Origin of the sequence: Cuspidothrix issatschenkoi CHARLIE-1 (assembly GCF_002934005.1) — a bacterium.
GTDB classification, from domain to species: Bacteria; Cyanobacteriota; Cyanobacteriia; order Cyanobacteriales; family Nostocaceae; genus Cuspidothrix; species Cuspidothrix issatschenkoi.
The window spans coordinates 1-17,421 of sequence record NZ_PGEM01000089.1 but is presented as its reverse complement, the minus strand read 5'-3'; the positions used below and the strand labels follow the sequence as shown (position 1 = coordinate 17,421).

General features: G+C 38.8%; 17 protein-coding genes, 3 pseudogenes and 1 riboswitch. Of the genes and pseudogenes, 9 read left to right on the top strand and 11 right to left on the bottom strand.

The features are described 5' to 3' along the window. Window positions 1–44 precede the first annotated feature (44 nt). Window positions 45–291 (bottom strand): annotated as a pseudogene (locus CUN59_RS13160) (IS1634 family transposase); the annotation flags it as partial. Window positions 292–553: 262 nt separating this feature from the next. Continuing rightward, entirely contained in the window at window positions 554–1,270 is a 717-nt protein-coding gene (locus CUN59_RS13155; protein ID WP_104388274.1) for a biliverdin-producing heme oxygenase, read from the bottom strand. A 210-nt stretch (window positions 1,271–1,480) separates the two neighbouring features. Between CUN59_RS13155 and glmM the strand changes: the two genes are divergently transcribed. Beyond that, window positions 1,481–2,929, top strand: coding sequence for a phosphoglucosamine mutase (gene glmM / locus CUN59_RS13150; protein ID WP_104388271.1), 1,449 nt, complete (start codon window positions 1,481–1,483; stop codon window positions 2,927–2,929). Window positions 2,930–3,206: 277 nt separating this feature from the next. Then, window positions 3,207–3,845: a peroxiredoxin gene (locus CUN59_RS13145; RefSeq protein WP_104388270.1), complete on the top strand. Its 639-nt coding sequence runs from the start codon at window positions 3,207–3,209 to the stop codon at window positions 3,843–3,845. A 205-nt stretch (window positions 3,846–4,050) separates the two neighbouring features. Here CUN59_RS13145 and CUN59_RS13140 read toward each other — a convergent pair whose 3' ends face one another. The 4 genes from CUN59_RS13140 to rnc form a co-directional block, all read right to left on the bottom strand. Next, window positions 4,051–4,887, bottom strand: a complete 837-nt coding sequence (locus tag CUN59_RS13140; RefSeq protein WP_104388269.1) for an ABC transporter ATP-binding protein — start codon at window positions 4,885–4,887, stop codon at window positions 4,051–4,053. Window positions 4,888–4,917: 30 nt separating this feature from the next. Beyond that, window positions 4,918–6,360, bottom strand: coding sequence for an ABC transporter substrate-binding protein (locus tag CUN59_RS13135; RefSeq protein WP_104388268.1), 1,443 nt, complete (start codon window positions 6,358–6,360; stop codon window positions 4,918–4,920). Window positions 6,361–6,558: 198 nt separating this feature from the next. Then, window positions 6,559–7,410: a nitrate ABC transporter permease gene (gene ntrB / locus CUN59_RS13130; RefSeq protein ID WP_104388267.1), complete on the bottom strand. Its 852-nt coding sequence runs from the start codon at window positions 7,408–7,410 to the stop codon at window positions 6,559–6,561. Window positions 7,411–7,509: 99 nt separating this feature from the next. Beyond that, window positions 7,510–7,705: riboswitch (cyclic di-AMP (ydaO/yuaA leader) on the bottom strand. A 135-nt stretch (window positions 7,706–7,840) separates the two neighbouring features. Next, on the bottom strand, window positions 7,841–8,527 hold the full coding sequence (rnc, locus tag CUN59_RS13125; protein ID WP_104388273.1) for a ribonuclease III: 687 nt from the start codon (window positions 8,525–8,527) through the stop codon (window positions 7,841–7,843). A gap of 174 nt (window positions 8,528–8,701) precedes the next feature. Here rnc and CUN59_RS13120 point away from each other — a divergent pair. Continuing rightward, window positions 8,702–9,118, top strand: a pseudogene (locus CUN59_RS13120) (XisH family protein). 129 nt (window positions 9,119–9,247) lie between these two features. On the opposite strand, the pseudogene CUN59_RS13110 reads toward CUN59_RS13120, so the two are convergent. The 3 genes and pseudogenes from CUN59_RS13110 to psb34 form a co-directional block, all read right to left on the bottom strand. Beyond that, window positions 9,248–9,643 (bottom strand): annotated as a pseudogene (locus CUN59_RS13110) (DUF948 domain-containing protein); the annotation flags it as partial. A gap of 11 nt (window positions 9,644–9,654) precedes the next feature. Continuing rightward, complete coding sequence (locus tag CUN59_RS13105) at window positions 9,655–10,023, bottom strand: YtxH domain-containing protein (RefSeq protein ID WP_104388265.1); 369 nt, start codon at window positions 10,021–10,023, stop codon at window positions 9,655–9,657. 197 nt (window positions 10,024–10,220) lie between these two features. Then, window positions 10,221–10,391 (bottom strand): photosystem II assembly protein Psb34, encoded by a 171-nt coding sequence (gene psb34 / locus CUN59_RS13100; RefSeq protein WP_104388264.1) that lies wholly within the window; start codon window positions 10,389–10,391, stop codon window positions 10,221–10,223. A gap of 260 nt (window positions 10,392–10,651) precedes the next feature. On the opposite strand from psb34, the gene CUN59_RS13095 reads away from it, so the two are divergent. Further along, window positions 10,652–12,193 (top strand): FAD-dependent monooxygenase family protein, encoded by a 1,542-nt coding sequence (locus CUN59_RS13095; protein ID WP_104388263.1) that lies wholly within the window; start codon window positions 10,652–10,654, stop codon window positions 12,191–12,193. A gap of 324 nt (window positions 12,194–12,517) precedes the next feature. On the opposite strand, the gene CUN59_RS13090 is transcribed toward CUN59_RS13095, so the two are convergent. Both CUN59_RS13090 and CUN59_RS13085 read right to left on the bottom strand, forming a co-directional pair. Then, window positions 12,518–13,705, bottom strand: coding sequence for a CBS domain-containing protein (locus CUN59_RS13090; protein WP_104388262.1), 1,188 nt, complete (start codon window positions 13,703–13,705; stop codon window positions 12,518–12,520). A gap of 245 nt (window positions 13,706–13,950) precedes the next feature. Then, window positions 13,951–14,292 carry a recombinase family protein gene (locus CUN59_RS13085; RefSeq protein ID WP_027401655.1) on the bottom strand — a complete coding sequence of 114 codons (342 nt, stop codon included), beginning with the start codon at window positions 14,290–14,292 and terminating at the stop codon, window positions 13,951–13,953. Window positions 14,293–14,421: 129 nt separating this feature from the next. Between CUN59_RS13085 and CUN59_RS13080 the strand changes: the two genes are divergently transcribed. The 5 genes from CUN59_RS13080 to CUN59_RS13060 all read left to right on the top strand — a co-directional run bounded on the left by CUN59_RS13080 (window position 14,422) and on the right by CUN59_RS13060 (window position 17,124). Next, window positions 14,422–15,078, top strand: a complete 657-nt coding sequence (locus CUN59_RS13080) for a nucleoside monophosphate kinase (protein ID WP_104388261.1) — start codon at window positions 14,422–14,424, stop codon at window positions 15,076–15,078. A gap of 192 nt (window positions 15,079–15,270) precedes the next feature. Further along, window positions 15,271–15,621: a thioredoxin family protein gene (locus CUN59_RS13075; protein ID WP_104388260.1), complete on the top strand. Its 351-nt coding sequence runs from the start codon at window positions 15,271–15,273 to the stop codon at window positions 15,619–15,621. Between the two features lie 21 nt (window positions 15,622–15,642). Next, window positions 15,643–16,002 (top strand): hypothetical protein, encoded by a 360-nt coding sequence (locus CUN59_RS22445; RefSeq protein ID WP_306460517.1) that lies wholly within the window; start codon window positions 15,643–15,645, stop codon window positions 16,000–16,002. Further along, the gene (locus tag CUN59_RS13065) at window positions 15,999–16,454 is read left to right on the top strand and encodes a CBS domain-containing protein (protein WP_104388259.1); all 456 of its coding nucleotides are present in this window, start codon (window positions 15,999–16,001) and stop codon (window positions 16,452–16,454) included. Before CUN59_RS22445 ends, CUN59_RS13065 begins: the two co-directional genes overlap by 4 nt. Window positions 16,455–16,611: 157 nt before the next feature. Continuing rightward, window positions 16,612–17,124, top strand: a complete 513-nt coding sequence (locus CUN59_RS13060; RefSeq protein WP_104388272.1) for a CBS domain-containing protein — start codon at window positions 16,612–16,614, stop codon at window positions 17,122–17,124. Window positions 17,125–17,421 lie beyond the last annotated feature (297 nt).

Here is a 17,421-nt window from a genome sequence, read left to right as displayed (position 1 = left end):
TAAAAATTGCAAGATATGACAGTGTGACTCCATTACGTTGAGAATCCTTGTATCATCAAAAGATGAATACCTTGGAAGACACTGAAATATCCATCTTAATGTGGGAGATTCTGTTGGTTTATTCAGTTGATTTTTAACTATTGCTTTTTGTGCTTTCAATGACATTCTCAATTGTCTTTGTCCTAAATTATAAACTAAAAGACATAATGCCATTAACATCATCATTGTCTCTACTCTTTCGGGATTTTTCACAAACAGACTATCTGCAAAAAATAACGGGTCTTTGATAAAATTGAGGCAAATCCTATTTCTTTTTTCCAACTAATTACTTAGATGATTAAAACTTAGGGTAACATCCCTCCGGTTGCTTTCCTCAAAAGAAAAAAATCAGAGGGATATTACCCCTAGATATGATGATAATTTTTATGGCCGTAGACAATGCTGTTAGGACATGAAGCACAACTACAATTTAGATAGGGAAAGGCTCTGATAACTGTCACCTGTCACCGTGGCGTAGCACTTGTCACCGGCTATAGTTCTTGCTTAACAAAGATTACTCAGCAGTAGCGAGTTCTGTACTACCTTTGGTGCGTTTGCGGGTTAAGGCATTGTAAACCATGATACCGATTGCTTTAATTAAGTTGCCTTCCAATTCTTGGAACATTTTCATATTAATGCCAAAAGCGGAGTTAGCTTCTTCCACAATGCGATTGCCTGTAGTATCATCAATAGGCATGGCATCTAGGTTTTGGCGATACTGGGCTTTAAATGCCTTTTCATCGGTAATATCTGCAAACTCATAAAAAGCAGTTCCTTTGCCTTCGGTGAGATTCATTGCCGTTTGAGCAATATTTTTGAGGATTTGTCCCCCCGATAAATCACCTAAATAGCGAGTATAAGAATGAGCAATTAACAATTCTGGTTCAGTGGCGGAAATTTCCCGAATCCGGTTGACATAAGCTGCACCCGCAGGGGACAATCTCACCTGTTCCCGCCAGTTATAACCATAGTAGTAAGCTAAATCCTGCTCTAAGGTATGCTTACGGTTGAGTTCAGGAAAATAAATCTTACCAACAATTGGATGATCTTTGTGTTTTTCCATCTCCTCTTCCATCGCTGAGTAGATAAAGTAAAAATTAGCAACCAATTTGCGGTAGGAGTTTTTTTCTACAACTCCTCTTAAAAAACACTTGACAAAACCCACGTTTTCTGCCATAGTGTGTGCTTTCTTTGTACCTACACGTAATTTGCTTGCTAAATTGCTGCTCATATTAAAATTCTCAACTGTAAAAAAATTAACTGTGGGAGCTTTTCGTACACAATGGTTAAAAAACCCCATTAAAACGTTACATTAGACCTATTTGATGAGAATTTATATTAAAAATCATTAAGCAACGAGTCGATTTGCTGTGGAACGAACGTCCAGAATAGCCCAAAAGCGTGTTATTTTTTTGTGTGATTGTGTGGAGTGTAAAGATTTATGGTTTTATCAGTGGCTCGGAGTCAAGGCTATAGTTCAGGATTGGTGACAGAGGTGGATAATAATTGGATGTTAAATCCTCTCCCATTGCCTACAAACCCCTTATTTGGTACGGATGGGATTCGCGGCAAGGTGGGAGAATTGTTAAATGAGCCTTTAGCCTTACAAGTGGGTTTTTGGGCTGGTGTGGTTTTACAAAATCATGTTACTGAGTCAGGTCCAATCATTTTAGGACAGGATTCTCGTAACTCCAGTGATATGTTAGCTATGGCATTGAGTGCCGGTTTAACTGCTGCTGGTTTAGAAGTGTGGTATTTGGGATTATGTCCCACACCTTGCGTAGCTTATCTTACTAGCATCACCAATGCTATTGGTGGGATCATGATTTCCGCCAGCCACAATCCCCCAGAAGACAATGGAATTAAAATTTTTGATGGCCATGGTGGTAAGCTATCCCCAGCCCTACAAAGGGAAATTGAGGCGGGATTAAGAGGCAAATTATCTCCAGGGTTGAGTATAAATAATTGTGGCCAACATTATTCACGGACGGAGTTAATCCAAAAATATAGTCAATCTATCCAAACACCCTTACAATCTGGAATCAATCTCCAGGGTATGAAAATTGTATTAGATTTGGCTTGGGGTGCAGCAGTAGGTTTAGCCCCAAAGGTATTTCAGGAAATGGGGGCGGAGGTTATTTCTCTACATAACGAAGCCGATGGTGATCGCATTAATGTTAATTGTGGTTCTACACATCTAGATATACTCCAAACCGCAGTTAAAGAACACGGAGCCGATATGGGTTTTGCCTTTGATGGTGATGCAGATCGGGTTTTAGCTGTGGATAATACGGGCAGATCAGTCAACGGTGATTACATTCTTTACCTTTGGGGTCGCCACCTGCAACAAAAACAACAGCTACCAGATAACCTGATTGTGTCCACCGTCATGGCTAACCTGGGCTTTGAAAGAGCTTGGCAACAATTAGGAGGTAAATTAATCCGTACCTCCGTAGGTGATCAATATGTGCAAGCGGAAATGCGGAAAACTGGAGGAATGCTAGGAGGAGAACAATCAGGTCACATCCTTTGTAGTCATTATGCCATGACCGGCGATGGCTTATTAACCGCCTTGCATATCGCCGCCCTAGTCAAAGAAGCTCATCTTTCCCTGGGAGAAATGGTAGATCAAAGTTTTCAAACCTACCCCCAAATATTACGGAATGTGCGAGTATTAGATCGGGAACGGCGGTTAGGATGGGAAAAATGTCAACCTGTTCAACAAGCGATCGCTAAAGCTGAAGCCGCCATGGGTGATACTGGCAGAATTCTCGTCCGTGCCTCTGGTACAGAACCAGTCATTAGAGTCATGGTAGAAGCCGCCGACACTGAACTTGTCAACCATTGGACAACCGAATTAGTTTCACAAGTGCAAACACACCTGGGATAAACATAAAGGAAGTAGGAGTTAGGAGACTGCAAACATGGTAAAACCGAAAAAATCTCCCAAATCGAAAAAAGTCCCCAGTAGACACTCCTACCCTTAGTCTCAAAGAACAATTTCTCTCAAGGTGATGGGGCAGAATGGGGAAGTAAAAGTCTCTTAACTTTGTATACGATTTGTAAATATTGTTGCTACCTGCGACAGACTAATGGCACAATTTCACTTCTGTGTGATCATGTCACAGTAAAATATAGATGTCTTTCTAGAATACAGGGAATTTTGCATGACTCTCCGTCTTGGTGATACAGTACCCAACTTTACTCAAGCCTCTACTCATGGGGAAATAGATTTTTATACATGGGCTGGTGATAGCTGGGTAGTGCTATTCTCCCACCCTGCTGACTTTACACCAGTTTGCACAACCGAACTCGGTACTGTTGCTAAACTAAAACCAGAATTTGACAAACGTAACGTCAAGGCGATCGCTCTCAGTGTTGATGATGTAGACTCTCATAATGGTTGGGTAGGTGACATTCAAGAAACCCAAAACACCACTCTTAACTACCCAATTTTGGCAGATCCAGATCGTAAAGTTTCTGAACTTTATGATATGATTCATCCCAACGCAGCGGCCACTGTCACCGTGCGTTCTGTGTTTATTATTGACAACAACAAAAAATTACGTCTTACCTTTACCTATCCTCCTAGCACTGGACGTAACTTTGATGAAATTTTGCGCGTTATTGACTCTTTGCAATTAACAGATAATTACAGTGTTGCAACACCAGCAGACTGGAAAGATGGGGAAGACTGCGTAATTGTTCCATCTTTGAAAGATCCCGAAGTCCTCAAAGAAAAATTCCCCAAAGGTTATCAAGAAATTAAACCTTATTTACGCATGACACCCCAACCTAACAAGTAAATTTTCATCACATCAATATTCAAAAAAATGGTGAGTTAGTAATACTAAAACCCACCATTTTTTCATTTATATAGATTCAGATCCCCGACTTCTTAAAGAAGTCGGGGATCTTGTTATTTGTTATAGCAATGGACAGGGCAGTTATGACATAAATCATTACTACAACCTAGATACAAAAAGGCTTTTAGCACTGTCACCTGCTATATTACTCCTCCGATGTAAAATGTTCGTCAAGAAAATTAAGAGCATGATTGCGAAGTTCAAAATATTCTTTAGAATTACGCATGGCCATTCTATCTCTAGGACGTTTAAAGGGAACTGTTAAAATTTCACCTATTTTTGCAGATGGTCCATTAGTCATTAAGATAATTCGATCAGACATATAAATTGCTTCATCTACATCATGGGTAATCATCATTACCGCCTGACGATGACTTTCCCAAATATCTAAAACTTGACGTTGTAATTTACCACGGGTTAAGGCATCTAAAGCCCCAAAAGGTTCATCCATTAATAACATTTTCGGACGAATAGCTAAAGCCCTGGCAATACCAACTCTTTGTTTCATTCCTCCAGAAATTTGATCAGGATATTTGTCTGCCGCTGCGGTTAAGTTTACCATAGCCAAATGTTCATTAACAATGCTAATTTTTTCAGCACGATTGGCATTTTTGAGAACTTCATCTACAGCTAAACGGATATTTTCTCGCACAGTTAACCAAGGCAATAATGAATAGTTTTGAAATACCATCATTCTATCTGCGCCTGGTTTGCGAATTTCTTTACCATCTAAACGAACTGATCCAGATGTCGCTTTTTCAAAACCACCAATTATTTTTAGTAAGGTGGATTTTCCGCAGCCGGAATGACCAATTACAGAAATATATTCATTTTCCTCAATGGTCAGATTCACATGATCTAAAACCACAAATTCTTCCTTGTCAGGTCTAGAATAAGACTTAACTAGATTTTCGATTTCTAAAAATCCGTTGCGCTCCATAGTTTTGGGAAAGTCATGATGTTGTAATGTTGTATATTGCATGATTAATTACCTGAGATTTGATAACTTTTTTTAAGATACAAAAAATCGAGAAGGTGCATTAGCACGGATCGGAAAACTATTAAGATATCCTACAGGATCACTCGGATCAAATGATTTTTTATCTATAAATGCTGTTGATGGTTCAATTTTATAATCATCCTTGGGGCATTTAATTCCCATTTCTGTGGCTATCTCTCTATATAAGTCTGTTCTCCAACCTTGCGCTGCTACTTGTTCGGCGTTTTTAGGTATTTCCTTGATTTGTCCCCAACGCGCTGCTTGAGTCATTAACCAAATACTCCGAGAACGCCATAAAAATGTAGAATGTTCTCCTTCTTCGTGGGGAATACTGTTAGGAAGATCATAAAAAATTGTGGTATCATCTGCTTGGATAGTGCGGTCCTTACCATCAAAACCTCCATAGTTATAATTGCCAATAATTCCCGGTCCTGTAAACTTAGTAATAGGATCACCTGGTTTTTTGGGTTTTGCACCTGTAAATGATCTTTCTGTGAGTAATTCGGCTATTTCTTGACGATTTTCAGGTTTCCCACAATATTGACACGCTTCTATCATCGCTTTGACTAAAGAACGGTAAGTTTTTGGATAATTAACAATAAAAGATTCCATTACTCCCAGTAGTCTATCTGGGTGGCCGTGCCAAATTTCCTTACCTTGGGCGAAGGTAAAACCGATACCTTGATTACTCGTAATTGCTCTAGTGTTCCAAGGTTCGGCGACCATGTAGGCTTCCATTGCGCCAATTCTCATGTTTGTCACCATTTGCGGTGGGGGAATAATAATTACCCGAAATTCTTTAAGAGGATCAACACCAGCAGCAGCAGAAAGATAGCGGGCAAAGTATTCATAAATAGCAGAACTGAGGACTACAGCCCAAACTTTCTTTTCTGGGGGTTGTTTGTCAAAATAGCCGCGAAAGTCTCGCCCAAAGGCTTCTAAAGCCCCATCACCGTATTTTTGTTGATATTCATACCAAGGACGGATGCCATAGTCCCACATATCCTTATTCATAGTCATGGCGTTACCATGGCGGTGAATAGTCATTGCTGCACATAGGGGGGCATGACGCGCCCCTTCCGCGCCTATTCTGGCGTTGGTGACTGCACCGGAAACAACAGGGGAAGCATCGAGACGACCGAAAATTAAACCGTCGCGGGAGGTAGCCCAACTGGCTTCCCGGTTGAGTGTGACGTTTAAGCCATATTTGCGGAAAAATCCTTTTTTCCAAGCTATCGCAAATGGCGCACAATCATTTACAGGTACATAACCAACGGTAATATCCGATTTTTCTAAATCTTGGGGTCTGACTATCGGTGTTACTGCTAAAGCTTCTTCTGTTAGTCCCTTTGCAGATTTATCTCCGGAAACATTACATGATGATAAAGCTAAACCGGCTGTTGTCGCACCTATGACTTTAATAAAATTTCGGCGAGTTAAATGATTTTCACTCATGGTTTTTATTATTTTGGATTTAATTTATAGCAGAATTAACCGAGTTAGAAGGGGCGAACGTCCGTTCGCCTGTACAGGAGTTAGAATATTTGTTTGTATCAGGAATCATCCAATAACTCGAAAACTCTAATTTATTATCAATCCTGTATTCTGTATCCTGAATTCTGAATAAAACACTTGAAATTCAGCTCAATTTCATTACTTTAAATTTCCTGGACGGTGAGTAACCAATTCTTGAATTTTGCCCACAGCGTAATCTAAAACTAAACCTGTAATACCAATAACAAACACTGCTAAAAATACCGAACTCAGATTTAAACGACTCCATTCATCCCACACAAAAAAGCCAATTCCTGTTCCACCTGTGAGCATTTCTACAGCTACAATTACCAACCAAGCTATCCCTAAACTAATTCGTAAACCTGTAAAAATATAAGGTAAACTCGCAGGTAAAATAATTTTGGTAATTTGTCGCCAACGAGGCATTTCTAAAACTTGTGCCACATCTAAATAATCTTTAGGAACGCTAGAAACCCCCAAAGCAGTATTAATAATTGTCGGCCATAGGGAAGTAATAAAAATCACAAAAATTGCCGAAGGATCTGCTAAATTAAACAGAGATAAAGAAATGGGCAACCAAGCTAATGGTGATACTGGTTTAAAAATCTGAATAATGGGATTAAAAGCCAGCATTGCCGGTCTAGACATTCCAATTAAAAATCCCAAGGGAATGGCTACTAATGCACCTAAACCAAATCCTAATATTACCCGCCGTAAACTTGCTAATAATAACCAACCAATTCCTAAATCACCTGGGCCTCTTTCATAGAATGGATGTAAGATATAGTCCCAATTAGCAATTAATGCTTCTGGAGGTGTGGGCATTAATTCATGGTTCGCCAGTGCTACCAGCCACCACAAGACAATAATTCCTAAACATCCTAATGCGGGGAATAAGAAAACATCCTGAATAACTACAGGTTTAGCTTTTTTCCAAACAGCTTTTCCGGCAACTGCAAAAATAGCAGCTAAATTTAGTTGCAATATCATTTATTTTACCTCAGCAGAGTTAAGCTTGGGTACGAAAACATTAACTTGTACCAATCTTGGACACTGATGAGATCAGAAAATCATTAAAATTCTGTCTCTTCAGTCTCCTCTCAATGCCTACGAAGTTAGCTGACGGGCTAGAGTTGAGAGATACCCTTTTTTGCTCGATTTTCGATTTTTTTGAGTTATGAACCTCAAATGATTCAATTAATCAAGACAAAAACACGCCCCACAATTTGGTTCCTCCGTTCCAGCAATGTTGATTGTTACTTGCTGGACTAGGCTGACTTACTCAAAATCAATGATAGCACCATAACATTGATGTTTAGTGATAGCATCAGTATTGATAAAAATATTAGTTACTTAACTACTGATTTTTATTTCCTATTCCCTAGGAAGATTCAGATAAATTGCTGAGAATCAACAATTATCAATCTAACAAACCTCTTTTTTTCAATTTCGCCAAAGCATCTTCAGCAGCAGCTTTTTCGGCTTCTTTTTTATTACGTCCTTTACCTTCTCCGTATTCTTCACCCTCTACTAATACTTTCGCTCTAAATTCTGGTGCGTGAGAGGGTCCGCCAATTTGTTCTGTAGCATATTTAGGGGGATTTGTGTTACCTTGAGCCTGTACCCATTCCTGAAAACGATTTTTGGAATCTACATTAGAACGGATTTCGACAATGTGTTCTGATGCGGAATCAAATAATGGTTCAACAATTGCACGAAGTGGTTCAACATCACGATTATTATCTAAATAATAAGCCCCAATTACAGCCTCAAAGGTACTACTTAATAAGTTAGGATTTTGAAAACCGCCATCTCTAATTGTTCCTTTTCCTAATCTCATTCTAAAATCTAAACCTACTTCTATGGCAAATTTTGCCAGTTGTTTTTCTTCTACTAATGCGGAACGTCGGCGGGTTAATTCATCTTCTCCTTTTTCGGGATGACAACGATAAAGATATTCTCCACTGAGGAAATTTAAAATAGCATCACCAAGAAATTCTAAGCGCTCGTTATGTTCTCCTTCTCCTGGGTTTTCGTTGACATAGGAACGGTGAGTGAGTGCTTGACGGAGGAGTTTTTCGTTATGAAATGTGAGAAGTTTGTGCATTTTGCTTTTATGTGTTGTTTGTAAATTGAATAGTAAGTATTCAGCTATAGCACTTGTTTCCAGATCCCCGACTTCTTTGATAGATTTATCCTTTCCGAATACAATCAATCAAAGAAGTCGGGGATCTTATCACTTCACCTGAATCCTTACATAAAAAGACTAAATTTTAAACCAATGCCAGCTAAAGATATTTTTCATGATGCTGTTAGAAAAGGATTAGAAAAAGAAGGTTGGGTGATCACAGATGTTCCTTTGAGGATTGAAGTTGGTGATGTAGAAATGTATATTGATATTGGGGCTGAAGAAATTCTAGCTGCTGAAAGAACTGGACAAAAAATAGTAGTTTAAATTAAGAGTTTCACAGGTACATCTAATATTTCTCAATTTCATACAGCAGTTGGCCAGTTTTTGAATTATCGTTTGGCATTAGAAGAGAAAGAACCAGAAAGAGTTTTATATTTAGCTGTTCCTTTAGGAGTTTATAGTGCTTTCTTTCAATTGCAATTTATCAAAACAGTTGTTCAACGCTCTGAAGTTAAACTAATTATTTATGATCCTATTCAGGAGGCAATTGTAGAATGGAAAAACTAAAGCAATATCAAAATTATGTTCAACAAGTTATCAGAGAATACGCCAATTTGGGTTCAGCAAAGGATGAAGGATGAAGAACATTTTTCTTTCCTATTCCCTGTTCCCTGTTCCCTGTTCCCTGAATCCTTACGGTAAACGTTGAACATTTATACGGTTGGGTTTTTTCCGTGTCAAGGTTTTCCATGCGGCTTTAAGCCCAACAAAAACACTACGGGTAGTAATTTGAATATTTTCTGCTTGTTGTTTGGCACTATCTAGACTTTGATCAAATTGTTTGACAACTTGACCGGCACTTTTGACACCTTCACTCACATCATCGGTTAAATTTGTGATTTCTAAACTGGTGTTGCGAATAGCGTTGAGAGTAGGTGGTAACTCCCGTGAAAGGGTATCAAAGAATTTTTCGGCACTGCGAGCAGCACGGGCTAATTCCTGTAAAGCGGGTATAGCTGCCACCAAAACGGCCGTGAGACTGGCAGCAACTAAGAGGAGGGATAGTCCCAGCCAAAATAAAGGATCAGTCACAGTTAAGCCATTTATGAATGTTCTGGTTGTTGAGTCTGAGGATTTGAGTTTTCTGTTGTGTTGCTAATATTAACAGTATTTTGTTGATGTAAGTTTTGGTTTTCTTGTTGGGTTGCCTCTATACCGACGGCGATCGCTTCTTGCAGTCTATCCACGGTTTGATCCCAGGTTTGCAGGGTGCTATGCGCCAGACGATCTGCCTGTATTTGTACGCTGGTAGATATATCTTCTGCCAGTTCAGGGATGGCATTAGCTGATTTTTTAATCAGTTTACGGGTTTCGCGTCCTGTGCGGGGAGCAACTACTAAACCGACTAAAGTGCCAATAGCTGTTCCTAGCATCAAACCGCCAATAAAGATTCCAGAACGGTTGTTAGACATTGTTTGTTTTTTCTACTCTATAAAATTTATCTTATCTTTTCCAGGAGGTGATTAGATATTGCCAGCATCCTGGCTTGACTTACTTTACCAATACCAATCATAGTAAATTATGGCAAAAAAAACCCTGGTGAAACTGGCCAGGGTTGATTAGGAGAAATATGAATGACGATTAGATGCAAGTACCGAAGCTGAAGATTTTAGCTAACCCCCAAAGCAATAAAAACTATAGAAATTATAAATAAAACTGCTACTGCGCCTTGAAAAGCATATTTACTTTGCTGTTCTTTGGAAGGAGATTCGGCGTAGTAGAACTTGGTTTCGGGAGCGTAGTTGTTAAGGATGCCGTTTTCGTTGGTGGTGGTATACATGGTGTTTTTTACTTTATGTAAACTAATATAACAAGATTGTTACAAAGTGTCAATATCACTTGACAAAAAATAGTGGATGGGATTAATAAGACTTGCTTATCTAGAATCATTGATGTGGCTAGTAACTGTATTTATAAGAGCAAAACCTATTTATGTGGGGAAATTCTGGATTTTTGAAATCTTGCTCCCTTTAAATAAAGTGGAGGAGGTGTTTGTATAGTGGCGATTTATAATCGCTTTTATTACTGGAATTAGTCCTTATGTCATTAACTGAAGAAATTCTTTCCCAACTACCAGGCGATGTTTTAGGGGGTTTGCGTCGTACTGACAGGATACTAACATCCCTGCGAAATAATAACGCACCTATACCCAACGTAGTTAAAGAAAATCCCAAAAATTTAGAATCTGTAGAATTTGATGCCATTATTTGCGGTGGAACTTTAGGAATTTTGATTGGTTGCGCCTTAGCTGTACGTGGTGTGCGCGTCGCATTGCTAGAAAGGGGAATTTTGCGCGGTAGAGAACAGGAATGGAATATTTCTCGCAAAGAGTTAGCAGTGTTTCGGGAATTGGACTTACTGACGGAAGCGGAATTAGCACAATCTATTGTTACTGAATACAACCCCGCACGAGTTAGCTTTCAAGGAGGTACAGAAGTATGGGTAGAAGATGTTTTGAATATTGGTGTCAATCCTATTTATTTATTGGAAACCTTAAAAACTCGCTTTCTCAATGCTGGGGGGAAATTATTGGAAAATACACCCTTTAGCGATGCAGTAGTTCACCCTAATGGGGTGATGGTAAATAACCAATTTACCGCCAAATTGTTATTGGATGCTATGGGAAATCTTTCTCCCATTAGCCAACAAGCGCGTCAAGGAAAAAAACCGGATGCGCTTTGCTTGGTTGTAGGAAGTTGTGCAACAGGATTTCCAAAAAATGACTCAGGAGACTTGTTGTTATCTTTCACACCTTTGGAAAATCAATGTCAATATTTCTGGGAAGCTTTTCCAGCTAAGGATGGTAGAACCACATATTTATTTACTTATATGGATGCCGATGCACAACGATTAAGTTTAGAAACTTTATTTGATGAATATTTACGCCTATTACCAGAATATCAAGGTGTGGAAATTAATGAATTAAATTTTCAACGGGCGTTGTTTGGTTTTTTTCCTAGTTATCGTCAAAGTCCTTTAGCAACTCCTTGGAATCGGATTTTATTTGTAGGAGATAGTAGCGGTAATCAATCACCGTTAAGTTTTGGTGGTTTTGGGGCTATGGTGCGTCATTTACAAAGGTTAACGTTGGGAATCGCAGAAGCATTAAAAACTGATCAATTGTCTGTCCAATCTTTAGCAATTCTCCAACCCTATCAACCAAGTTTAAGTGTAACTTGGCTATTTCAAAAAGCCATGAGTGTCGGTGTCAATCAGAAAATTAATCCCAACCAAATTAACCAATTACTCTCTGCTGTATTTGCCCAAATGCAACAGTTAGGAACACCTGTTTTAAAACCTTTTTTACAAGATATTGTTCAGTTTGGGGCGTTAACAAAAACTTTGGTAAAAACTGGTTTATCCCAGCCTTTATTAGTTGCGAAAATCATTCCCCAAGTTGGTTTATTGAGTTTGTTAGATTGGATGTTACATTATATTAACTTATGCGTTTATAATGGGTTATTTTTTGTAACTCCAGTGATAGAATTTTTAGTTAATAATTTATCTATGCAACAACAATATTACTGGCATCGGTTAATAGATAAATGGCGGTTTGGTTCTGGTAATGATTACCATGAATAATATCTGAAGTAATAGGAAAAATTAATTATGGGTTGCTGAAAAAGTTGTCTGTGAGGAGAGGGAACAGGGAACTCTTAACTGGGAACAGGGAACACCTTGCACTTGCTTGTTCTTAAAATCCGCGAAACCCCTATTAATAACCGATTATAGCTTTATTCAGCAAGCCCTAATTACACAAATATCTGGGCTTAAATCCTTGACTGGGAAAGAATTGGTAAATAACTAATATATAATCAATTCTGTCCAGGTACTTGTCTAATTACATTGCTAATTTGGTTACACAACTTGTTTGTTGTTAGGAATTCGGTAATTTGCGAGAATTTTTTAGCTATGAAGACAATGGCGGATTTTTTCCATCTCCGTTGTCGCTAAACCTAAATACATTTGCTGTAATTCTGTGGATAAATCAGGGTTTTTCATCAAATGTTCTATCCGGCTTTGCACAGTAGCAATCAAGTTATCTAAGTTTTCGTCAGCAACTATGTGTTGTTTGTGTATCTGCTTTAAATCTGGCTGTAGAGGTAGTTCGGTGGGGTTAGTTTGGCTATGGAAATATTTAGCTTTCTCTGTTTCCAATTGAGCTACAGTTATTTGTAATGTTTCTATGACTCCATACATCTCCAGTGGATCAAATATCCGTAACAAACTGGTTTGAGTTACGATCGCTAACTTTGCTCCCCAATCCCAGGATACAACTAATCGCTGCACTCGCCGCTGCTGCATTTCTTGATGGGCAAACCATAGGGAATCTTCTGGACTAAGCAAAAATAAGGGTGTACTCATCACTGTTCTTGCTTGAATTTGAGGCAGATTTAATCCCAATGCGTGGAATTGTACTATGTCTCTTTCTGTAACAATTCCTACTGGTTTCCAACCGGATTCGGCATCATTCCCAGAAGCACTTTTCGTTATCACTACGCAACTAACTTGATGCTCCGCCATCATCTGTGCCAAGCTGAGTACGGAGGCTGTGGGTGGTGCATGAATTACCTGAGTGGTCATTACTTCTGACACCCGCCGCATTTTCAGCAAGTTGGTGGGGCGCAAAACTTGCCTAATACTTTCTGGGGAGACAATCCCCACAAGTTGTTTCTCTGCATTGATGATCACCAAGTGGCGAATACGATATCGTCGAAACAAAAACAGTGCAGCAAAGATATCCCGAAATGCGTTTTCCGCCAGGGTTATGACTGGATGCACCATGACATCAGCTATTTTCACATTAGCAAAATCTCTACCCTCTGCTGTAAGTTTGACAATATCTCGCTCTGTGAAAATACCTAGTATTTCTGTTCCTTCCATGACTAAAATACAACTTGAACGCATACCTCCCATGGAACTAAAGCCAATTGCTGAATCAAAATCAGGTAATAAACAACTATTATTACCTCGCGTCTGATTCATTAAATTCACAACATCAATTAGAGAAGTCTGGGGCGCAACGAGCAGTGGATGCCTATCTATCGCCTCTTCTAAACAGGGAACGCCAATGGGTGAGTCATCAATTTGCATGGTTCACAATAGCTGATGAAGTTAATTTATGAAGTTTTGTAAAGTTTTTGTCATATACATATCATTTTCTATAAATTTCGGTTATGATACGGGGGATGTAAAGGATGAATCGGGGAAACAGTTTACATATAAAGGGTTTAACGATTAAAAGGTAAATGGGGGATAAAATTTAAACTGGCCTATCCAAATAGGGGCAAAAGAAGACATTTTTGCTTTGTGGTTCTAAATCAGAGCCAATAAGTACATCAGTCTTCATCCATGCCAGAAATCCTCTGTATTTTACCATATAGCCTGTCTAGGACTCTTTTAACTGATACAGGTTGCCACTGACTCCCTCGCTTGGTTGTGTATCCTTGCTGGTTTAGCCACGCGGCAATTTGTGGAAGTGATTTTCCTGACTTGTGGTGACGGCGAATTAATTCAATGATCTGTTGTTCAGATGGATTATCTACTAGTTCACCATTAACTGACTGTTGACCAAAAGCAGGTGAACCATAGCCGGCATAGCCGCCACTAGCAGCTTTCGCTTTCCTGGCCTGGTCTAGTTTTTCCCACAGGTAAGAGTCTTTTGATTTTTCGGTTGCCATTGTTTTCAGAATTCAATCACCTCTGTAGACATGATATCTCAAATATTGGCTAGTCCTAGATCCTATCTTTGGGGATTGTATTGGTTGTTGATTTCATCTCATTTTCAGTTGGAAATAGGGGTTGTTTGAATGCGATTGATTTTCTTGGGAGTACCGGGTGCGGGCAAGAGTACGCAGGGGGCAGCACTATCAAGCCAATGGCAAATTCCGCATATTTCCATGGATGATATATGCCGTCAGGAGATCGCCAAGGAGACTTCTTTTGGCTTAAAAGTCAAGCCCTATATAGAAAGAGGCGATTTAGTTCCAGATGATTTCCTGCTGAATATCATTCGCCAACGCTTAAATCATACCTCTGCTCAACAGGGTTGGATTCTAGATGGATTTCCTAGTAACTTATCCCAGGTGAAACTTCTTGATCAACTACTATTAGGAATCCAGGCTAAAGACCACAATGCTTCATCAAAACAGCTTTACGACCAAGTTTTTAGCTTTTATGTCCCCATTGATGTTTCCTTGCAAAGGTTACTGCAACGAAGTCGCTTAGATGATACTCGTGATAATATTTACAAACGGATAGAAATCTATCATGAGCATTCTGCGTCCTTAATTCAGTATTATCGCCAACAAAATTGTTTAAGTATGATTAATGGCGATCGCTCAGTTGAAATGGTAACTCAGTTTTTACAAGATTCCGTTGCCAAATCTTATTTAACAGCAAATAAGAAAAATTTAACTGCTGGGAAAATATCAATCAAATCAGGAGAAAATATTTTATCTACATGACACAAAAATAAAGTAAAATTCCTGCCTATTTTATGCGAAAGAAAAGAAAAATCAAAAGATTACAATTTATATGGCATGAGAGTTATAGCACTTATGAGCCTTGCGTTACCTCAACAAATAACCTCAATTATTTGACAATTTTCCATCTTACAACTACATAATCACCAATTTAAATTTTTCCTGGAGAAACCTATGGCTACTTCTGAAAGTCTGAATGAAACTCTTGTTAAATATATCCAAAAATCAGAATTTGAATCGCTCTTAGAGGCGGAAGAGTTGTTTGTTATGGACTGTACCGCAACTTGGTGCGGACCTTGTAGGATGGTTGCTCCTTTAATGGATAAACTGGCTGAAGAATACAAAGATCAGGCAAAAGTAGTCAAACTAGATGTTGGTGACGGCGAAAATCAAAGCATTGCTAAAAAGTACGGTATTCGCAGTATTCCCGCAGTTATGTTTTTCAATAAAGGTAAATTATCAGAAATAGTTGTTGGGGTAGTTCCCTATGAAAAATTCACTACAGCTTTAAACAAAATACTTTAACATTCTTAAGGGAGTTTCTCCATGCAGAGAGCGTATATATTTCCATGTCCTAATTGCGGTAGTGAAGCAAAACGTCAGTTTTTAACTGATGAAAAACTAGCTCACAAGTATTCTTTGATTAATCAAATTATCCGCACAGAGTGTCCAGTTTGTGACTACCTGATGGTAATACGCTCTCTGGATGGAACTGTCATTGAAGCTTACGCACCTGGAATACCAAGTAATTTTCAACCATTAACGACATCTAATCTTTCTCCAGAAGTGTCTAAGCAGAACATATTAGAGATGAGTACATCTATTTTATTCTCCTCTATATGTAGACATTTACCAAATGAAAATCCCACAAATTCATACTCATTACTTTCAGGATTTCAACCATGATTAAAGCTGAAGACATAATGACCACAGAAGTTGTGACAATTCGTGGTTCAGCAACCGTAGCAGAAGCTGTAGCACTTATGAAAGAACGCCATCTGCGCTCTTTAATTGTCGAACCTCGCACAGAAAATGACCCCTATGGCATGATAACTGAAACTGATATTGTTTATAAAGTTGGTGCTTATGGTAAAGACTCCAAACAAGTGCGAGTTTATGAAATTATGACCAAGCCTTGCATTGTGGTCAATCCTGAGCTTGGTGTGGAGTATATAGCCCGTTTATTTGCCAATACAGGCATCCGTCGCGCCCCTGTAATTAAAGGTAAGCTATTGGGAATCATCTCAATTACCGATATCCTCAGAAAAAGTGACTTTGTGGAAAATCCAAAAAGCTATTTTGAGATGTATTGTCAGGAATTTCCCGATGCTTTAGAAGCCAGAATTTACGAAGATTAAATCCAAGAATTGATGGTTTTTTGCCCAGTCAACCATACTCATTTACATAAGAACAATGAGCAATCTGGAGAAATCTGAAACGGGATTTTTGCAAATTCATTACAATTCACAAGTAATACAAATTTTAACCCAACTATTGATAGGAACTTATAAACCGATGATGAAAGCTGAAGACATAATGACCACAGAAGTTGTAACAATTCGTGGTTCAGCAACCGTAGCAGAAGCTGTAGATTTAATGAAATATAAAGGTTTGCGCTCTTTAATTGTTGAACCCCGCACAGAAAATGACCCCTATGGTATGGTCAGTGAAACTGATATTGTTTATAAAGTTGCTGCTTACGGTAAGGACTCCAAACAAGTGCGAGTTTATGAAATCATGACCAAGCCTTGCATTGTTGTCACTGGCGTCCGTCGCGCCCCTGTAATTAAAGGTAAGCTATTAGGAATTATCTCAATTACAGATATCCTCAGAAAAAGTGATTTGTTTGAAAATCCAAAACGCATCTTTATTGAAGACGAAATAGAAGTTGCAAGGGAAGAAGCGAGAAAAATTTGTACAACTAAGGGCGATTCTTCTCGTGAATGTGCAGCAGCTTGGGATATTGTAGAAGAACTTCTGGCAGTAGCATCTGACCAAAGATTAGTTAAGGAGAATGTTGTCGAATAAATAATATTTGCCTTGCCTGATTTGCCTACAATTCTCATAGGGGTAAAGGTTTGTTCTTGCCTTTATCCCTTTGATAATTGATGATTCAGGTCATAGGAAAAGTGGAAACTTTACCGAAGGAGTAGGAAGACAATGGGTTATGGGAATTAAAAATTAAGGTTCTACCGTACTTGTTATGCTAAATTACCAGTCTGAAAGAGGGAACAGGGAACAGGGAACAGGGTAAAGAGGCAATTTTTGTAAAAATATCCAATATCTGTAGCTTATGTCTTATGTATATTAAGCCTTCCGCAGTTT

Bases quoted from the DNA above. Each gene is read 5' to 3' on its own strand.
- CUN59_RS13155 (WP_104388274.1), bottom strand. From the start codon at position 1,270: ATGAGCAGCAATTTAGCAAGCAAATTACGTGTAGGTACAAAGAAAGCA.
- glmM (WP_104388271.1), top strand. From the start codon at position 1,481: ATGGTTTTATCAGTGGCTCGGAGTCAAGGCTATAGTTCAGGATTGGTG.
- CUN59_RS13145 (WP_104388270.1), top strand. From the start codon at position 3,207: ATGACTCTCCGTCTTGGTGATACAGTACCCAACTTTACTCAAGCCTCT.
- CUN59_RS13140 (WP_104388269.1), bottom strand. From the start codon at position 4,887: ATGCAATATACAACATTACAACATCATGACTTTCCCAAAACTATGGAG.
- CUN59_RS13135 (WP_104388268.1), bottom strand. From the start codon at position 6,360: ATGAGTGAAAATCATTTAACTCGCCGAAATTTTATTAAAGTCATAGGT.
- ntrB (WP_104388267.1), bottom strand. From the start codon at position 7,410: ATGATATTGCAACTAAATTTAGCTGCTATTTTTGCAGTTGCCGGAAAA.
- rnc (WP_104388273.1), bottom strand. From the start codon at position 8,527: ATGCACAAACTTCTCACATTTCATAACGAAAAACTCCTCCGTCAAGCA.
- CUN59_RS13105 (WP_104388265.1), bottom strand. From the start codon at position 10,023: ATGTCTAACAACCGTTCTGGAATCTTTATTGGCGGTTTGATGCTAGGA.
- psb34 (WP_104388264.1), bottom strand. From the start codon at position 10,391: ATGTATACCACCACCAACGAAAACGGCATCCTTAACAACTACGCTCCC.
- CUN59_RS13095 (WP_104388263.1), top strand. From the start codon at position 10,652: ATGTCATTAACTGAAGAAATTCTTTCCCAACTACCAGGCGATGTTTTA.
- CUN59_RS13090 (WP_104388262.1), bottom strand. From the start codon at position 13,705: ATGCAAATTGATGACTCACCCATTGGCGTTCCCTGTTTAGAAGAGGCG.
- CUN59_RS13085 (WP_027401655.1), bottom strand. From the start codon at position 14,292: ATGGCAACCGAAAAATCAAAAGACTCTTACCTGTGGGAAAAACTAGAC.
- CUN59_RS13080 (WP_104388261.1), top strand. From the start codon at position 14,422: ATGCGATTGATTTTCTTGGGAGTACCGGGTGCGGGCAAGAGTACGCAG.
- CUN59_RS13075 (WP_104388260.1), top strand. From the start codon at position 15,271: ATGGCTACTTCTGAAAGTCTGAATGAAACTCTTGTTAAATATATCCAA.
- CUN59_RS22445 (WP_306460517.1), top strand. From the start codon at position 15,643: ATGCAGAGAGCGTATATATTTCCATGTCCTAATTGCGGTAGTGAAGCA.
- CUN59_RS13065 (WP_104388259.1), top strand. From the start codon at position 15,999: ATGATTAAAGCTGAAGACATAATGACCACAGAAGTTGTGACAATTCGT.
- CUN59_RS13060 (WP_104388272.1), top strand. From the start codon at position 16,612: ATGATGAAAGCTGAAGACATAATGACCACAGAAGTTGTAACAATTCGT.